Annotated in this window: 18 protein-coding genes; 15 read left to right on the top strand and 3 right to left on the bottom strand. The window is 29.6% G+C overall.

The features are described 5' to 3' along the window. The 11 genes from larC2 (at position 1) to DY249_RS07145 (ending at position 10,130) form a co-directional block, all read left to right on the top strand. On the top strand, positions 1-417 hold the full coding sequence (gene larC2, locus DY249_RS09425; protein ID WP_172540100.1) for a nickel pincer cofactor biosynthesis protein LarC2: 417 nt from the start codon (positions 1-3) through the stop codon (positions 415-417). Between the two features lie 9 nt (positions 418-426). Beyond that, positions 427-1,662 (top strand): ABC transporter substrate-binding protein, encoded by a 1,236-nt coding sequence (locus DY249_RS07190; protein ID WP_115595672.1) that lies wholly within the window; start codon positions 427-429, stop codon positions 1,660-1,662. Further along, positions 1,655-2,617, top strand: a complete 963-nt coding sequence (locus tag DY249_RS07185; RefSeq protein ID WP_115595671.1) for a FecCD family ABC transporter permease — start codon at positions 1,655-1,657, stop codon at positions 2,615-2,617. Before DY249_RS07190 ends, DY249_RS07185 begins: the two co-directional genes overlap by 8 nt. After that, positions 2,610-3,347: an ABC transporter ATP-binding protein gene (locus DY249_RS07180; protein ID WP_101539606.1), complete on the top strand. Its 738-nt coding sequence runs from the start codon at positions 2,610-2,612 to the stop codon at positions 3,345-3,347. The genes DY249_RS07185 and DY249_RS07180 overlap by 8 nt, the downstream gene beginning before the upstream one ends. Positions 3,348-3,409: 62 nt before the next feature. Continuing rightward, positions 3,410-4,351, top strand: coding sequence for a DMT family transporter (locus DY249_RS07175; protein ID WP_115595670.1), 942 nt, complete (start codon positions 3,410-3,412; stop codon positions 4,349-4,351). Positions 4,352-4,474: 123 nt separating this feature from the next. Continuing rightward, on the top strand, positions 4,475-5,476 hold the full coding sequence (locus tag DY249_RS07170; RefSeq protein WP_101539604.1) for a LacI family DNA-binding transcriptional regulator: 1,002 nt from the start codon (positions 4,475-4,477) through the stop codon (positions 5,474-5,476). Beyond that, positions 5,463-6,356 carry a ribokinase gene (locus tag DY249_RS07165; protein ID WP_115595669.1) on the top strand — a complete coding sequence of 298 codons (894 nt, stop codon included), beginning with the start codon at positions 5,463-5,465 and terminating at the stop codon, positions 6,354-6,356. The genes DY249_RS07170 and DY249_RS07165 overlap by 14 nt, the downstream gene beginning before the upstream one ends. Continuing rightward, positions 6,353-6,745 carry a D-ribose pyranase gene (gene rbsD, locus DY249_RS07160; protein WP_115595668.1) on the top strand — a complete coding sequence of 131 codons (393 nt, stop codon included), beginning with the start codon at positions 6,353-6,355 and terminating at the stop codon, positions 6,743-6,745. The genes DY249_RS07165 and rbsD overlap by 4 nt, the downstream gene beginning before the upstream one ends. 8 nt (positions 6,746-6,753) lie before the next feature. Beyond that, positions 6,754-8,235 carry a sugar ABC transporter ATP-binding protein gene (locus DY249_RS07155; RefSeq protein ID WP_115595667.1) on the top strand — a complete coding sequence of 494 codons (1,482 nt, stop codon included), beginning with the start codon at positions 6,754-6,756 and terminating at the stop codon, positions 8,233-8,235. After that, a complete protein-coding gene (locus DY249_RS07150) occupies positions 8,232-9,176 on the top strand; it encodes an ABC transporter permease (RefSeq protein ID WP_115595666.1) in 945 nt (314 codons plus the stop codon). The genes DY249_RS07155 and DY249_RS07150 overlap by 4 nt, the downstream gene beginning before the upstream one ends. Positions 9,177-9,185: 9 nt before the next feature. Next, positions 9,186-10,130, top strand: a complete 945-nt coding sequence (locus DY249_RS07145; protein WP_115595665.1) for a D-ribose ABC transporter substrate-binding protein — start codon at positions 9,186-9,188, stop codon at positions 10,128-10,130. Positions 10,131-10,201: 71 nt separating this feature from the next. Here the strand turns inward: DY249_RS07145 and DY249_RS07140 are convergent, their stop codons facing one another. Beyond that, positions 10,202-10,462: a hypothetical protein gene (locus DY249_RS07140; protein WP_115595664.1), complete on the bottom strand. Its 261-nt coding sequence runs from the start codon at positions 10,460-10,462 to the stop codon at positions 10,202-10,204. Further along, positions 10,459-10,941 carry a dihydrofolate reductase gene (locus DY249_RS07135; RefSeq protein WP_115595663.1) on the bottom strand — a complete coding sequence of 161 codons (483 nt, stop codon included), beginning with the start codon at positions 10,939-10,941 and terminating at the stop codon, positions 10,459-10,461. The genes DY249_RS07140 and DY249_RS07135 overlap by 4 nt, the downstream gene beginning before the upstream one ends. 64 nt (positions 10,942-11,005) lie before the next feature. Here DY249_RS07135 and nagA point away from each other — a divergent pair, with 64 nt between their 5' ends. Next, positions 11,006-12,133: an N-acetylglucosamine-6-phosphate deacetylase gene (gene nagA / locus DY249_RS07130; protein WP_115595662.1), complete on the top strand. Its 1,128-nt coding sequence runs from the start codon at positions 11,006-11,008 to the stop codon at positions 12,131-12,133. Positions 12,134-12,274: 141 nt separating this feature from the next. Here the strand turns inward: nagA and DY249_RS07125 are convergent, their stop codons facing one another. Beyond that, positions 12,275-12,760: a DUF6198 family protein gene (locus tag DY249_RS07125; RefSeq protein ID WP_101539595.1), complete on the bottom strand. Its 486-nt coding sequence runs from the start codon at positions 12,758-12,760 to the stop codon at positions 12,275-12,277. A gap of 119 nt (positions 12,761-12,879) precedes the next feature. Here DY249_RS07125 and DY249_RS07120 point away from each other — a divergent pair, with 119 nt between their 5' ends. The 3 genes from DY249_RS07120 to srlA are packed head-to-tail and all read left to right on the top strand — an operon-like array spanning position 12,880 to position 15,768. Then, positions 12,880-14,739, top strand: coding sequence for a BglG family transcription antiterminator (locus DY249_RS07120; RefSeq protein WP_115595661.1), 1,860 nt, complete (start codon positions 12,880-12,882; stop codon positions 14,737-14,739). A 9-nt stretch (positions 14,740-14,748) separates the two neighbouring features. Beyond that, positions 14,749-15,201, top strand: a complete 453-nt coding sequence (locus DY249_RS07115) for a transcriptional regulator GutM (protein ID WP_101539593.1) — start codon at positions 14,749-14,751, stop codon at positions 15,199-15,201. Between the two features lie 15 nt (positions 15,202-15,216). Further along, on the top strand, positions 15,217-15,768 hold the full coding sequence (gene srlA, locus DY249_RS07110; protein ID WP_101539592.1) for a PTS glucitol/sorbitol transporter subunit IIC: 552 nt from the start codon (positions 15,217-15,219) through the stop codon (positions 15,766-15,768).

Below are 15,768 nucleotides of genomic sequence, written 5' to 3'. Positions count from 1 at the left end.
ATATTAGAAACTAATATTGACGATAGTACAGGTGAAGTTTTAGGATTTATAGTAGATGAGTGTATGAAATACGCACTAGATGTATTTTATACACCAATATATATGAAAAAGAATAGACCAGCCTATAAGCTATCAATAATTTGTGATTTAGAAAATGAAAAAAAGATTGAAGATTTAATTTTTAAACATACTACAAGTATAGGTATAAGGAAAATACCCATTAAAAGAGATATTTTAGATCGCAAAAAAGACACAATCATTTATAAAGGCAATAGATACCAATATAAAATTGTAAGTCATAATGGTAAAGATTATGTATACCCAGAATTTGAATCAGCAAGAGAACTTGCCTTAAATGAAGATATAGGTATTAAATCTGCCTTTGACTTACTAAAAAAATTATATTACAGAAAATAGGGAGAGATTATGAAATATTTTAAAACATTACTGTTATCTTTAGTGCTAATTTTATCTGGATGCACAAATAATCAACAAGCAAAACCAGAGGATAAAGCAGCTACTGAATCTAATAAAGAAGTTCAAACAACAAAAGAGGATACTGATAACAAAGATACAAAAGAATCTGCCAATAGTGAAAACGATAACTTTGATAAAGAAGGATATCCTAAAGTGGTTACTGATTTAGATGGCAATGAAGTAACTTTAGATAAGCCACTAGATAAAGTAATCATCCAAGGTTCTGGTTCGGGTGGTCCATTTAATATAATGATGTATTTGGATAAGGATAACTTCCTATCTAAAATTGCAGCTATGGATGATGGAGTAAAAATTAATAGAAATGATTTTTACAAACGATTAGAAGAAGTTATGCCTGAGATAGAAGATGTTCCTAGAATTAGTGATTTTATGGACAATGATTTTTCTTATGAAGCTATTTTAAATTCAGATGCAGACGGGATTATAGCTCCAATTAGTTATAAAACACAAATTGATTCTATTAAAGATAAGATTGATATACCTGTTTTTTATATAGACTATCATTCTCAAGATCTAGATAAACACTTACAATCTACTAAATTAATAGCTGATGTAACAGGTTTAGATAAAAATCTAGATGAATTAACAGATTTTTATGAGTCTAGAGTAAGACCTATAGTAGAAAAAGAATATGCAGAAGAAGAAAGACCCGTAGTTTATTTAGAGCATGGTTATGATGGTGAGGAACAATATGGCAATACATATGGTTCTAATATTATGTGGGGAAAAATAATTGGTGATTGTGGTGGACATAATATAGGTACAGATATACTTAAATCAGATGAAGCTGCTCCTATATCAAGTGAATATTTACTTTCTAGAGATCCTGAAAAAATTCTAATAGCAGGCTCTATATGGAAAGAAAAGCCTCACTGCATGAAGATGGGTTATAACGTAAAACCTGAAGAAGTTAAAGAAAAATTAGATAAATATAATACACGTGCAGGGTGGTCTGATTTATCAGCAGTTAAAGATCATGAACTATATGTTATTAGCCACCAATTAGTACGTGATATGAGTGACTTTTATGCATATGAATTTTTAGCAAAAACCTTCCATCCAGATGATTATAAAGATTTAGATCCAGATGAAGACTTAAAAGAATTTTATGATAAATTCATGCCAATTGATTTAGAAGGTACTTGGTCTTATAAATATGAATAATAGAAATAAGAAAATCTTCCTTTCTATAATTATATTAATAATAGCAGGTGTAATAGATTTATTTATTGGAGATAGCAAAATTGCTTTAAGTGATCTTTCAAATTTAAGTAAAGTACAAAGAACAATTTTGTTTAACATCCGCTTACCAGAAGTTCTAACATCTATTGTTGTAGGTCTATCTTTAGGACTTGGTGGAGCTATTATGCAGACCATTTTAAATAATCCACTAGCAGATCCCTTTACCTTAGGAATTTCATCTGCTGCAGGATTTGGAGCAAGCCTATTTTTACTTTTGGGCTTCTCCCTTTCCTATGTTGCTTTTGGATCTATTATATTTTCTTTAGTATCAATGATATTAGTGTTTTATGTATCAAAAAAGAAGGCCATGAATACTGAAGATATGATCCTAGCAGGTATAGCTATAAAATTCTTTTTTGATTCACTGACATCTTTGCTACAATATTTAGCGACAGATGAGGCCTTATCTTCCATAGTATTTTGGCTTTTTGGAAATGTTACAAAGACATCTTTAAAGCAAGTTGGAATAATTTTATTTGTATTAGTCGTTATTCTTGTATTTTCTTTAAAAGATTCGTGGAAGCTAACAGCTATGCGTTTTGGAGAAGATAGAGCTATGGCTATGGGAGTTGATATTAAAAAGCTAAAAGTAAGAACTTTTATTTTGGTTTCTATACTTGCAGCAGTTTCAGTATCTTATGTAGGAATAATAGGGTTTTTAGGTATTTTGGCACCACACTTTGCAAGGAGATTGGTAGGAGAAGATCAGAGATATTATTTAATACTATCAGCTGTTGTTGGGGCAGTTCTTTTGGTGATTTCATCTATGATTTCAAAAATAGTTAAACCTGGAGTGGTTATACCTATTGGTATTATTTCATCAATTATTGGATTGCCACTGATCTATGTAATGCTTTTTGGAGTCAAGAATGATTGATATTAAAAATCTAACAATAAATTATGATAAAGAAGTCATAGACAATATTAGTTTTGCAATACAGCCTGGAAAAGTACATGTACTTATGGGTAGAAATGGGGCTGGAAAATCCACTATTTTAAATGCTATCAGTGGATTAGTCCAATATGATGGAGACATCATAACAGATGGAAAAATTTCTTACCTTAATCAAAATATAAATACCAAAGTTAATTTTACAGTTTTTGAAACCATTATCCTAGGTAAAGTAGAAAATTTAAATTTTAAATTAAAAGAAGAAGATATAAAAGATACTTATGAAATAATGAAACTTTTAGATCTTACAAAATTTAAAGATAAGAAGATAAATAAAATGAGCGGAGGAGAAGTACAAAAAGTACTTATAGCTCAAGCACTTATAAGCAAACCTGATATTCTACTTTTAGATGAACCTGTAAGTGCACTTGATCTACATAATCAATATGAGATTCTTGCAATTATAAGAAGGCTAACAAAAGAACTTAATCTTACTACTCTTATAACCCTACATCAGATGGAATTAGTAGAAAGATATGCTGATAATATTATTTTGATAAATGATGGTAAAGTATATGGAATCGGAGATAAGTATAAGATATTCACTAAAAAGATGTTTGAAGAAGTTTATAATATAGATGCAAATATAAATGAAGTGGATGACAATTTATTATTTTTATTCAATATTCATCCTGATAAAAGGGTAAATATATAAAAGGAAAAGCTAATAAACAACAAATGATATATTTAAATGAGTATATATCAATAGGAGGGGACATGACAGATAAAAAGAAAACACATGATAAGAGTAAACTAGCCAAACTTGGCTTGCTTATCACAGCAATCCTATGGGGTTCATCCCTAACGGTAGTAAAAGGTGCAGCAGATACCTTTAATCCAAACTTTATATTAATGTGCAGATTTGGATTATCAGCAATTATTTTAGCAATTATTTTTAATAAAAAGCTTAAAAAAGCAACAAAAGAAGATAAAAAAGCAGGATTTATAGTAGGTATATTTCTATTTATGGCTTATTCATCTCAAACCTTAGGTGTTACATATGCCGATCCGGGAAGAAGTGCTTTCTTATCAGCTTCTTACTGTGTAATTGTACCATTTTTATCATGGGCAGTTACTAAAAAAAGACCTGATAAATACAATATAGGAGCCGCAATAATAGCTGTAATAGGTATTTACTTAATTTCAAAATCAGGTGTAGATAAAGGAACATCAATATTAGATGCAAGTCCAGAAATGAAAATGGGTGATGGACTTGCCCTACTAAGTGGGTTCTTATTTGCAGCACACATAGTAGCAGTAAATTACTTTACAAAAGGTAAAGACCCAATCCAAATGACTATTTACCAATTTACATCTGCAGCAATATTATCTGCGATTGTAACATTATTATTTGAAGATAATTCACACTTAACATTAGCTTCATCTAGGCCAGTATTAGAATTGTTATACTTAGCTATATTCTGTACAACAGTAGCCCTATTACTACAAAATATAGGACAAAAATATACAGACGATTCATCAGCGGCAATTATCCTAGGATTTGAATCAGTATTTGGTATCTTAATCCCGGTATTACTTGGTATAGAATCACTTACAACTTATTCAGTAATAGGATTTATACTAATGTTTGCAGCAATAATGATTTCAGAAACTAAGCTATCATTCTTGCACAAGGACAAAGCTAAAAAAACAGCTTAATAAATTGACCCCAAAATCATTTAGATTTTGGGGATTTTTTTTGAAAATATTTATCAAACTTATTGACAATATTTTTTGATAGTGTTATCATATAGACGATTAAAACGTTTTAATGAGGGTGATATGACAAATATTAAGGATGTGGCAAAAGAAGCTGGCGTATCAATTACAACAGTTTCTATGGTTTTAAATAATACTGAAAATAAAATATCACAAGCAACGAGAAAAAAAGTATTAAAGGCTGCAAATAATTTAAATTACAAACCAAATAGCTATGCCAAAGCCTTAGCTAGTAAAAAGAGTAATATTATTATGGCTATAGTTCCAGACATAAATAATCCTTTTTTTTCTGAGCTAGTAAAGGAATTAACGCAGTTTGCCCAAGAATATTCATATTTTTTGTATATCCATAATACTAATAATCAAAAAATAAAAAATCAAGAGTTCGAAAAACTTTTAGTAAGTAATTTTTTTGCAGCAACCCTAGTGGTTGATAGAAATGTAAAAAATTTAGACGAAGACTTGGTTAAAAAACATAATATTATTTTTTTAGATGAAGTAGACTTTGCCAGTAGAAATACTCAAATAGTTACAGGTAATAATGAAATTGGTGGATATATAGCTATGGAATATTTAATAAAACGTGGTTTTAAAAATATCGGACTTTTAATAGGACCTAGGTCAACAGCAAATTCATCTAGAAGACTATCAGGAGCTATAAAAGCTGCTATGAATTATGATATATACATAGATCCAAAAAATATTATTCATGGAGATTACACATATGAAGAAGGATATGCAACTGGAAAATTTTTCAAAAAGAGAAATGTTGATGCCATTTTTTCCTTTGCTGATATGTCTTCTTATGGTTTGATAAACTATTTTCTAGAAGAAGGAATAAAAATACCAGAAGATATTTCTTTAATTAGCTACGATAATTTATTTTTAAATAAAATCATCACACCCAAACTCACATCAGTAGATCAAAATTTAAGAGAAATTGCTAAAAATGCAATAATGATAGCTGACGAACTTATAAAAAATGATAAGGTGCAGGAAAAAATAATGATCAAACCTGAAATTGTTGAAGGAGAAAGCGTAGGTTTTAAAAATGAAAATAATTAATTTTGGCTCTTTAAATATAGATATTTTCTTTAGAGTAAATCATATAGTAAAACCCGGCGAAACCATAAGTGCTCAAAGTATTGAAAAAAGAGCTGGTGGCAAAGGCTTAAATCAATCAATAGCTTTGGTGAAAAATTTTGATAAAGTTTATCATGCTGGTAGTGTCGGCAGTGACGGTGCTTTTTTAAAAGAATACTTAAAAGGTGAAGGAATTGATACAAGTTTTATAAAAGAATCTAAAAATCCAACTGGAAATGCTATTATACAAGTAGATGACAAGGGTGAAAATTCGATAGTTTTGTATAAGGGAGCAAATTTTGATAATGATAAAGAATATATAGCTCAAGTTTTATCAAAATTTGATAAAGACGATATTCTAGTATTGCAAAATGAAATAAATAATATGGAATATATCATCGATATGGGTTATAAAAAGCAAATGAAGCTAGTTTTAAATCCATCTCCTATTACAAAAGAAGTTAAGAAATTTGATTTAAATAAAATAGATTTGCTTTTGGTCAATGAAACCGAAGCCAAAGAAATAACAAATTGTCAAGATATAGATCAAATTATAGAATATTTTAGAGAAAATTATCCGGATTTAAAAGTGGTTATAACTTTAGGATGCAAGGGATCTATATTTGTAGATAAGGAAAATAAAATTTTCCAAGAAGCTTATAATGTAGAGGCAGTAGATAGTACAGGAGCTGGAGATACCTTTACGGGATTTTTTGTGGCAGAGTTTTATAAAAATAAAGATGTAAAAGATTGCTTAAAACTTGCAACAAAAGCGTCTGCTTTGTCAGTAACTAAACAAGGAGCAAGCATTTCTATTCCAAATATTGAAGAAGTAAAAAAATTTGATGAGGAGGATTTATGAAAGAAAAAGGCATATTAAATAGTGAGATTTCAAAAAGATTATCAGATCTAGGTCATACAGATTTAATTGCAATTGGAGATTGCGGATTGCCAATTTATCCAGAGAAAAAAATTGATTTAGCTTTAAAACTGGGAGAACCTAAATTTATAGATGTTCTAGAAACCTTGTTAGATGACTTTGGTTGTGAGCACTACATATTAGCTAGCGAAATAAAAGAAGAAAATCCAGACCAAGAAAAAGCTATAAAAGACCTTTTAAAGGGTGTATCAAGCGAATATATAAGTCACGAAGATTTTAAGAAAAAGCTTGATGATGTCAAATTTGTAATAAGAACTGGCGAAAATACCCCATATTCAAATATAATTTTAGAGTCAAAAAATATCTTTTAGGAGCATATATGATAATAGAGATGAAAGATATCTACAAGTCCTTTGGGAAAAACGATGTACTAAAGGGTGTAGATTTTAATCTAGGTCAAGGAGAAATCCATGCTCTAGTTGGAGAAAATGGAGCGGGCAAATCCACCTTAATGAATATTTTATCAGGAGTTTTAAATAAAGATTCTGGTAAAATTTTAATAGATGGAAAAGAAGTAGACATAATAGATACAAATGTTGCTAAAGAATATGGAATTAGCTTCATCCACCAAGAATTAAGTGACTGGCCAGAACTAAGTGTTATGGACAATATTTTTATGAATAATGAGCTTGGTAAAGGTTTATTTTTGGATAAAAAAACCATGCGTAAAAAATGTGTCGACTTGCTTGATAGATTTGATTTAAATATAAATCCAGATACCAAAGTTTCCAATTTATCAGTTGGTCAAAGGCAAATGATGGAAATAGCAAAAGCAAACCTAAATAAAGTAAATGTGCTTATTTTAGATGAGCCAACAAGTGCTTTAACCAACAACGAAATCGAAAAATTATTTCAACTAATTAACAAGCTAAGAGATGAAGATGTATCTATGATTTATATTTCCCACCGTATGGAAGAAATATTTGCCTTGACAGATAAAATAACTGTAATGCGTGATGGTAAATCAGTTGCCGTTATGAATACTAGTGAAACTAGTGAAAAAGAAGTAGTCTCTCACATGGTCGGTAGAGACATAGGTGACTTTTATCCAGAAATGGATGCTGAAGTTTTAGATGTAAAAATAGAACTTAAAAACTTTTCAAGAGAAGGTTACTTTGAAGATATAAATATAGCTGCAAAAAAAGGTGAAGTACTGGGTATATCTGGACTTATGGGCGCAGGCAGAACAGAAATAATGAGAGCTGTTTATGGATTAGACCCTAAAGATAGCGGCGAAATATACATAGATGGCAAAAAAGTAGAAATTACAAAACCAATAGAAGCTATAAACAATAAAATTGGCTTTGTAACAGAAAATAGACAAGAAGAAGGTCTTGTACTAGATGAGTCCATAAGAGAAAATATTTCTCTTTTAAACTTTAATAAATTTAAAAATAAATTATTTTTAGATAGGAAAAGAGAAAAAGATTTATCGAATTCCTTAGTGGATTCATTTAGAGTAAAAACTCAATCAACAGAAAGCAAGGTGCGTGACTTATCAGGTGGTAACCAACAAAAAGTTGTTTTTGCCAAATGGTATGCCATAGGACCTGAAATTTTAATTTTAGATGAACCTACCAAGGGGGTAGACGTAGGTGCAAAAAGAGAAATATATGATTTGATCAAACAATTAACCCATAAGGGAGTTTGCATTATATTAATTTCAAGCGATCTTCCTGAATTATTATCTCTTTCTGACCGTATATATGTAATTCATGAAGGAAAAGTAAATGGTGAGCTTTTAAGAGAAGAAGCTGATCAAGAAAAAGTAATGACTCTTGCCACAGGAGGAAATCTATGAGTAATTTCAAAACAAAAATGAAAGAAAATCAAAATTTAGGAACTATACTTGCTCTAATTATACTTATGGTATTTGTAAGTATTTTAAATCCTGCATTTTTACAATCAAACAACTTATTAAACTTAATGAGACAATTAATTATAAATGGATTCATTGCCTTAGGAATGACATTTGTAATTCTGACAGGAGGTATAGATCTTTCAGTAGGATCGACCCTTGCCCTTACATCTGCAATTTTTGCAGGACTTTTACAAAATGGAATGAATACAGGACTTGCAATTTTAATTGCTCTAGTTCTTGGTTTAGTTTTAGGCTTACTAAATGGAATTTTAATTACAAAAGGAAAGCTTGCTCCATTTATAGTAACTTTGGCAACAATGACTATTTTTAGAGGACTTACTTTAGTTTATACAGATGGTCGTCCTATAGCAGGACCAAGAGATGATTTTGCCTTTAAGTTTCTAGGAAAGGGTCAATTTTTAGGCATACCTTTCCAAGTGATACTATTTATCCTAGCCTTTTTAGTTTTGTGGATGATTTTAAATAAAACTGCTCTTGGCCGTAAAATCTATGCAGTGGGGGGCAATGAAAAGGCAAGTTTTATTTCAGGTATTAATATAGATAAGGTTAAAATTTGGGTGTATGTGATTTCTTCACTAATGGCTGTATTATCAGGTTTAGTTTTGACATCTAGATTAAATTCTGCTCAACCAACAGCAGGTGCAGCTTACGAAATGGATGCTATTGCTGCAGTTGTACTTGGTGGTACAAGTATGACTGGTGGAAGCGGATCACTTACAGGTACTTTAATCGGTATTTTAATATTAGGTGTACTAAATAACGGACTTAATTTATTGGGAGTTTCAAGTTTTTATCAACAAATCGTAAAAGGAATTGTAATTTTGATAGCAGTTCTTATCGACCGTAAGAGAAACAAATAGGAGAGTAATATGAAAACAATTAGAAAATATTTATCAATTGTACTTGTAGCTTTATTTGCATTTACAGCTTGTTCTTTAGAGGGGGAGGACAATAATACAAGTACAGAGAATAAAACTGAATCAAAGGAAACAGCAGATAAAAAAACAGATGAAAATATGAAAATAGGTGTTTCACTTTCAACACTTAATAATCCATTCTTTGTATCAATTAGAGAAGGTATAGAAGAAGGTGCAGGAGATGATGCAGAAACGGTTATTTCTGATGCACAAAATGATTCATCAACACAAAGTAACCAAGTAGAGGATTTAATCACTCAAGGAGTAGATTTAATAATTATAAATCCAGTTGATTCAACAGCTATTGCATCATCAGTAGAAAAAGCAAATGAAGCAAATATTCCAGTTATTTGTGTAGATAGAGGTACAGATTCAGGAGAAATCGTAAGTTTTATAGCAAGTAATAACGTTGAAGGCGGAAAACTTGCAGGAGAATATATATTAGAAAAAGTTGGAGAAGATGCAGAAGTTGTGCAATTAGAAGGAATTCCTGGAGCAAGTTCTACTCGTGAAAGAGGAGAAGGATTTAAAGAAGCAACAGATGGAAAAATCAATCTTGTAGCTAGCCAAACAGCAAACTTTGATAGAGCAGAAGGGCTTACAGTTATGGAAAACTTACTTCAAGCTCATCCAGATGTAAAAGCTGTTTTCTGCCAAAATGACGAAATGGCATTAGGTGCAAGCGAAGCAATCAAAACATCTGGTAAAGACATAGTAGTAGTTGGATTTGATGGAAATGAAGATGCCATAAGTGCAGTAGAAGATGGATCGCTTTCAGCAACAGTTGCTCAAAAACCAAAAGAAATGGGTAAACTTGCAATCGAAACAGCTATCAAATATCTAAAAGGTGAGACAGTAGACGAACAAGTTGATTCACCACTAGAATTAGTAAAATAATTTTAAAACAAAATCCCAATAAATCCCATATAAAAAGAGCTGGTAAAAAATTGCCAGCTCTTATATTTATCCTATTTTTTAAGTTCTTCTAAAAAATCTACTTTTTCGCTATCAACTACCCTAGATGGAATTCCGATTCTAGATTCTTCTCTTACATCTTTGTAACCATCTAAAGTGTCACGATATTTTAATAGTCTTTTTAGATTTGGCAGACTTTCAGAAATATTTACTATTTCTATACCATCATATTTATCAGGATTTGCCTCATAATCTTTAAATACTCTTTGGCAATGTGGGCATTTGTCACTTACAAAAATTTCTGTCTTGCTCATTTTTTCCTCCTATAAGTTACATAAGAAAAATTTATTTCGTTTTCTTCATATTCTTTAGATTCACTTATTATCTCAAAATATGGGTCTTGGTCAAAATTATGCAAATAGGTATCAGCATCTTTTTTTGCCTTTATTTTTGTAATAATAGCTTCATCTACATAGGACAAAAATATTTCTACTATTTCAGATCCACCTATTACAAAAACTTCTTTATTACTATTTTTAATATAGGATAAAATATCAGCTGGATTATTAAATATTTTTGCATCATCTGCTTTGTAATCAGAATTTCTAGTTAAAATTATATTTTCCCTATCTGGCAAAGCTTGACCCATTGATTCATAAGTATTTCTACCCATTATTACAATATTGCCTATAGTTATTTCTTTGAAATGCTTTAAATCTTTTTTTAGGTGAAAAAGCATTTCGTTATCTTTTCCAATTCCCCAATTTTCGTCAACTGCTAGTATTAATTTCATTTTTCTAACCCCTAGACTTATAATACCCATCATCAATGGGTAAAATACTAGAAAAGGAGAGAATATGTTTTATAAAGCAGATTATATTATTTTAGAAGATAAAGTTTTAGAAGATTATTATATGGAAGTAGAAGATGGAAAAATAAAATCATTTTCTAAAGAACAACCAAAAGAATTTGAAGATTCGGGAGGAATAATTGCCCCAGGTCTAGTAGACACTCACATACACGGCTACCATGGAGAAGATATCATGAATGCCAAAAAAGGTGCTTTAGAAATTATTTCAAAAGGCCTTTTAGAAACAGGAGTTACAAGCTTTTTACCAACAACTCTTACAGATTCTACAGAAAGATTAGATGAGGCATGTCGAGTAGTTGGGGAAGAATATAAAGAAGTTACCGGTGCAAAGGTGCGTGGAGTATTCTTAGAAGGCCCATTTTTTACAGAAAAATATAAGGGTGCACAAAACGAAAAATATATGTCAGACCCAGATATAGAAAAACTAAAAAAATGGAAAGACTTATCAGATGGATTAGTAAATAAAATTGCCATAGCTCCAGAACGAAAAGGAGTAGCAGATTTTATTCACAAGGCAAATGCGATTGGAGTTGCAGTAGCCCTTGGACATTCCGATGCAAGCTATGAAGATGCCATGGCTGCAGTAAATGAGGGTGCAAATATTTTTGTCCATACCTATAACGGCATGAGCGGCCTCCACCACAGAAATCCTGGTATGGTAGGTACAGCTATGAATTCAGATGCCATTAGCGAATTAATTTGCGATGGTCACCACGTAAATCCAACTAGTGCAAATATTTTGATGGATGTAAAAGGACGCGATAAAATAGCCCTAATAACAGATTGTATGTCAGCAGGTGGTATGGCAAATGGTGATTATAAACTTGGTGAATTCGATGTAGTAGTAAAAGATGGAACAGCAAGGTTAAAAGAAGGTGGCAACCTAGCAGGATCAATCTTAAAATTAAAAGATGCAGTGAAAAATGTAGTAGAATGGGAGATTGCCGACTTATTTGAAGCCATTCAAATGGCAAGTCTAGTACCAGCAAAATCTGTTGGCATAGATGATGTATGTGGAAAATTAAAAATAGGCTATGATGCAGACTTTATAGTTCTTGATGATAATCTAGATTTGAAAAGTACTTATTTAAACGGAGAAAAAGTTTTTGGATAAAGTTAATTGCCCTTATAAGGGCGATTCTTTAATTTAAATCAAAATTAATTTTAAATCTATTTAAAATATTTTTAGTAGAAATTTTTGTAAAAAAATCAAACAAAGACCACATCAAAATAAAATTAATAACAGTGCCAAATCTCAAATGGGCTTTTCCAAGAATCCCATTACTATACAGACTCCATCAGTAATTATCCTAAAAAATCCTAAGCTAATCTTAGGATTTTTTTTATTTATAGTAAGAAACAAAGAGTTATAAACAGAAAGCCCAAGATTGACATTAGCATAAAGTGAAACATTAAAAGCCATAATGATATTAGCTAAAACTAATAAAATGATCTTGGAAGAAAAATCAGCCATAAAGCCTATCACCGAAAGATTGATAACAGTATCCATGCTAATCATTGTCCTATTAAGGAAAAATATCAAAACCAAAATAATAGCGTTAATAATTGGATAAATATATCTAAAATAAATTCCAGAAGTATTACAAACTCCAATAATAAACGAAGTAAAAAGATCAACGCTCAAATAAGTACTACGCATCATACCAATAGAAATACCAATAAATATAGTAGCCACAAGAGTAATACCAACTCTAGTGTAAAATTTATCAAAAAATTTCATAAAATCTCTTTTTATTATACTCATTGACATATAATTATATTAATTATTTTCTATACGAAGGAAAAAGTTAATATTAATTATTTTCTTTATATCTTTATAATAATAAATAGGAGGAAATAATGTGGGAGAAATTAGATGATAGAAAAATTCTTATGTTGTCTGCACTTGAAAAAAGCGATGTTTCTATCATTGATTTATCAAATGCTCTTTCGGTCTCCGAGAAGACAATAAAAAATGAAATACAAATACTAAATCACGAACTCAAAGATGGTGCTTATATTTATTTGAAAAATGGTTTGATATCATTATTTATATATAATCTTGACAATTATAACACTATAAAAAATAAAGAGATATTATCAAAAAATGATTTTACTAATCCAAAATTAAGAATTTTTAATATTACAAAAAAATTGCTTAATTACAATGACGTTCAGTTGGACGATTTAGCAGAAGAAATGAATATTTCTAAGTCTACTCTCACAAAAGACATCAAATTAGCTAATGAAGGATTAAGTCAGTATGGTTTAAAAATTTATGGTAAACCAAATGTAGGAATTAATCTAATGGGAGAAGAGTTAGATAAGAGATATTTCATTTTAGAAAACCAATATGACTATATTATTGGGAAAGCTAAATTCGAAGATGAATACAATATATTTTTATATAATTTATTAATAAGATATTTCATAAATGAAGATACTTATCAAAATCTTATAAAGTTTTTTCATATTTCCTTAGATAGATTAAGGAAAGGAAATACTTTAGAATTTAATTTTGATAAAACTGCTTTATATGGCTTTGAAGACTATAATGAAATTTCGCAACAAATAAAAATTTATGTAAGTAAGATAGAAGAAATAAGACTATCAAATTCTGAAATAAATTTTATACTGATCCCTTTATTGGCTAATAGGACATCCTCACACATAAATTATAATTCAGATGAAATAGTAGGAATAAGCGATCTGACTAATAAGATTTTTAAAAGAATAAAAAATCAAATGGATATAAGTGTGGATTTGGGAGAAATAACAGAAAACTTTACTTATCACATATATTATTTATTAAATCGTATTAAACTAAATTATAATATTGAAAATCCTCTTAGTGAAACTATTAAAAATGAATACAAAGTTGCTTATAAAATGAGTGAGATTGCTGCAGAAGTGATATTTGAGGAAAAAAATAAAGTAATAAATGAATCTGAAAAAAGTTTTTTAGCCTCTTATTTTCAAATTTATTTATTTGATAAATTAAATTCATCTCCAGTTAATCAATTTAATATAGCTATAGTTGATAAGAATAAAAAAGAAGCAGTTGAAATATTACCTTTAATTCAAGAGAGATTTAATAGAATAAATGCTACAGATTACTTTAGAAATGTTTCAGAAATGCCTTTTAATAAGAATTATGACTTGATACTTACTACAGAACCTATACATTCTAACAATGTTCTTTATATACCTAGTGGTTTTTATAATAAAAAACTCATACGAAAAGAATTGGATGATTTCTACTTTAAACAAAGCGTTTTTAAAAAAGATAAAAGTCTGAAATCTTTAATTTTTACTGAACTTAGAGAAAATAATTTTTATATTGGTCAGAGTAAAGATTACGAAACAAATTTAGTGAGAATGTTAGAGTATCTTGAAAAAATAGAAATCGTTGATGAAGATTTTACAAATGCTATATTATTGAGAGAATCAGAATCTTCTACTAAATTTTCCGATCAATTAGCGTTTCCTCATGTAAAAAGCAATGAATTTATATTGAGTTTGGGTTTATTTCCAAATTCGCAGATAAAAGTCATTATTATAGTGGGAATTCCAAGTGATGATGACACGTTAATTATTAATTTATATGATGAAATTGTTACTCTTGCTACTGACAATGACTTTTTAAATAATGTAGATAAAGTAAAAAATTATAGGCAACTTATGGAATTTATTATAAAAGATACAAAATTATTTAGATAAGGAGAGTATATGGAAAAAAGTTATATAATTATAATTCTATTTTTAGGGGTGATGTTCTTACTTCAATATTTTTTAACTTATTTACAAATGAATTCGTTTAAGAAATATTTTAGAAAATTTATTAAAGTTGGAAAAGTTGCAATAGGAATAAAAAAAGGAGGACTTAGATCTGGTTCAATAGTTATGTTTGGAGTAGATAATAATGGAATAATTAGAAACGCCGCATTTATTAACGGAATAACTGTATTTGCCAGATTTAAAGAAAATTTTGACTTTAACAATATTAATATAAAAGATATTGATAAAGAAGTGTTGACCGGAACAAAATTCCCTAAAAGTTTAAAGCAAGCTATATTAAACGCTAAAGATAATTATATAAGGGCAGAAAGAGGAGAAGAAACTCCTATGGAAAAATCGCCATTTCAAAAATTAAGCGGGCTTATGAAAAGGGGAGCAGCATAATTATAAGGAGATACTATGAATTTTTTAGTTAATTTAGCACAAGGCTTTATTCATTTATTTGAACTTGGTGCAGAAACGTTTGTAAGTTGGGTGGGTGGAATAATACCAAAAGTACTATTGCTTTTAGTATTTATGAACTCTTTAATAGCAATTATAGGTCCAGAAAAAATAAACAAATTTGGTAAAGTTGCTTCAAAGAATAAAATACTGGCATATGGAGTACTCCCATTTGTATCAGCTTTTATGCTTGGTAATCCTATGGCATTATCAATGGGAAAATTTTTACCAGAATACCAAAAACCATCATATTACGCATCAGCAGCATATCATTGCCATACAAATAATGGTATATTTCCACATATTAATCCGGGTGAATTATTTGTATGGTTAGGAATTGCACAAGGAGTTGAGAAACTTGGACTTGATACAACTCCATTAGCTATTAGGTATATGCTTGTAGGTTTAGTTATGAATTTCTTTGCAGGATGGATTACAGACTTTACAACTGTTTATGTAGAGAAACATCAAAATAAAAAATTAGATAGAAAAGTAAAAGCGGAGGCATAA

Origin of the sequence: Anaerococcus octavius, assembly GCF_900445265.1 — a bacterium.
GTDB lineage: Bacteria > Bacillota > Clostridia > Tissierellales > Peptoniphilaceae > Anaerococcus > Anaerococcus octavius.
This window is presented reverse-complemented; position numbering and strand designations above follow the sequence as displayed.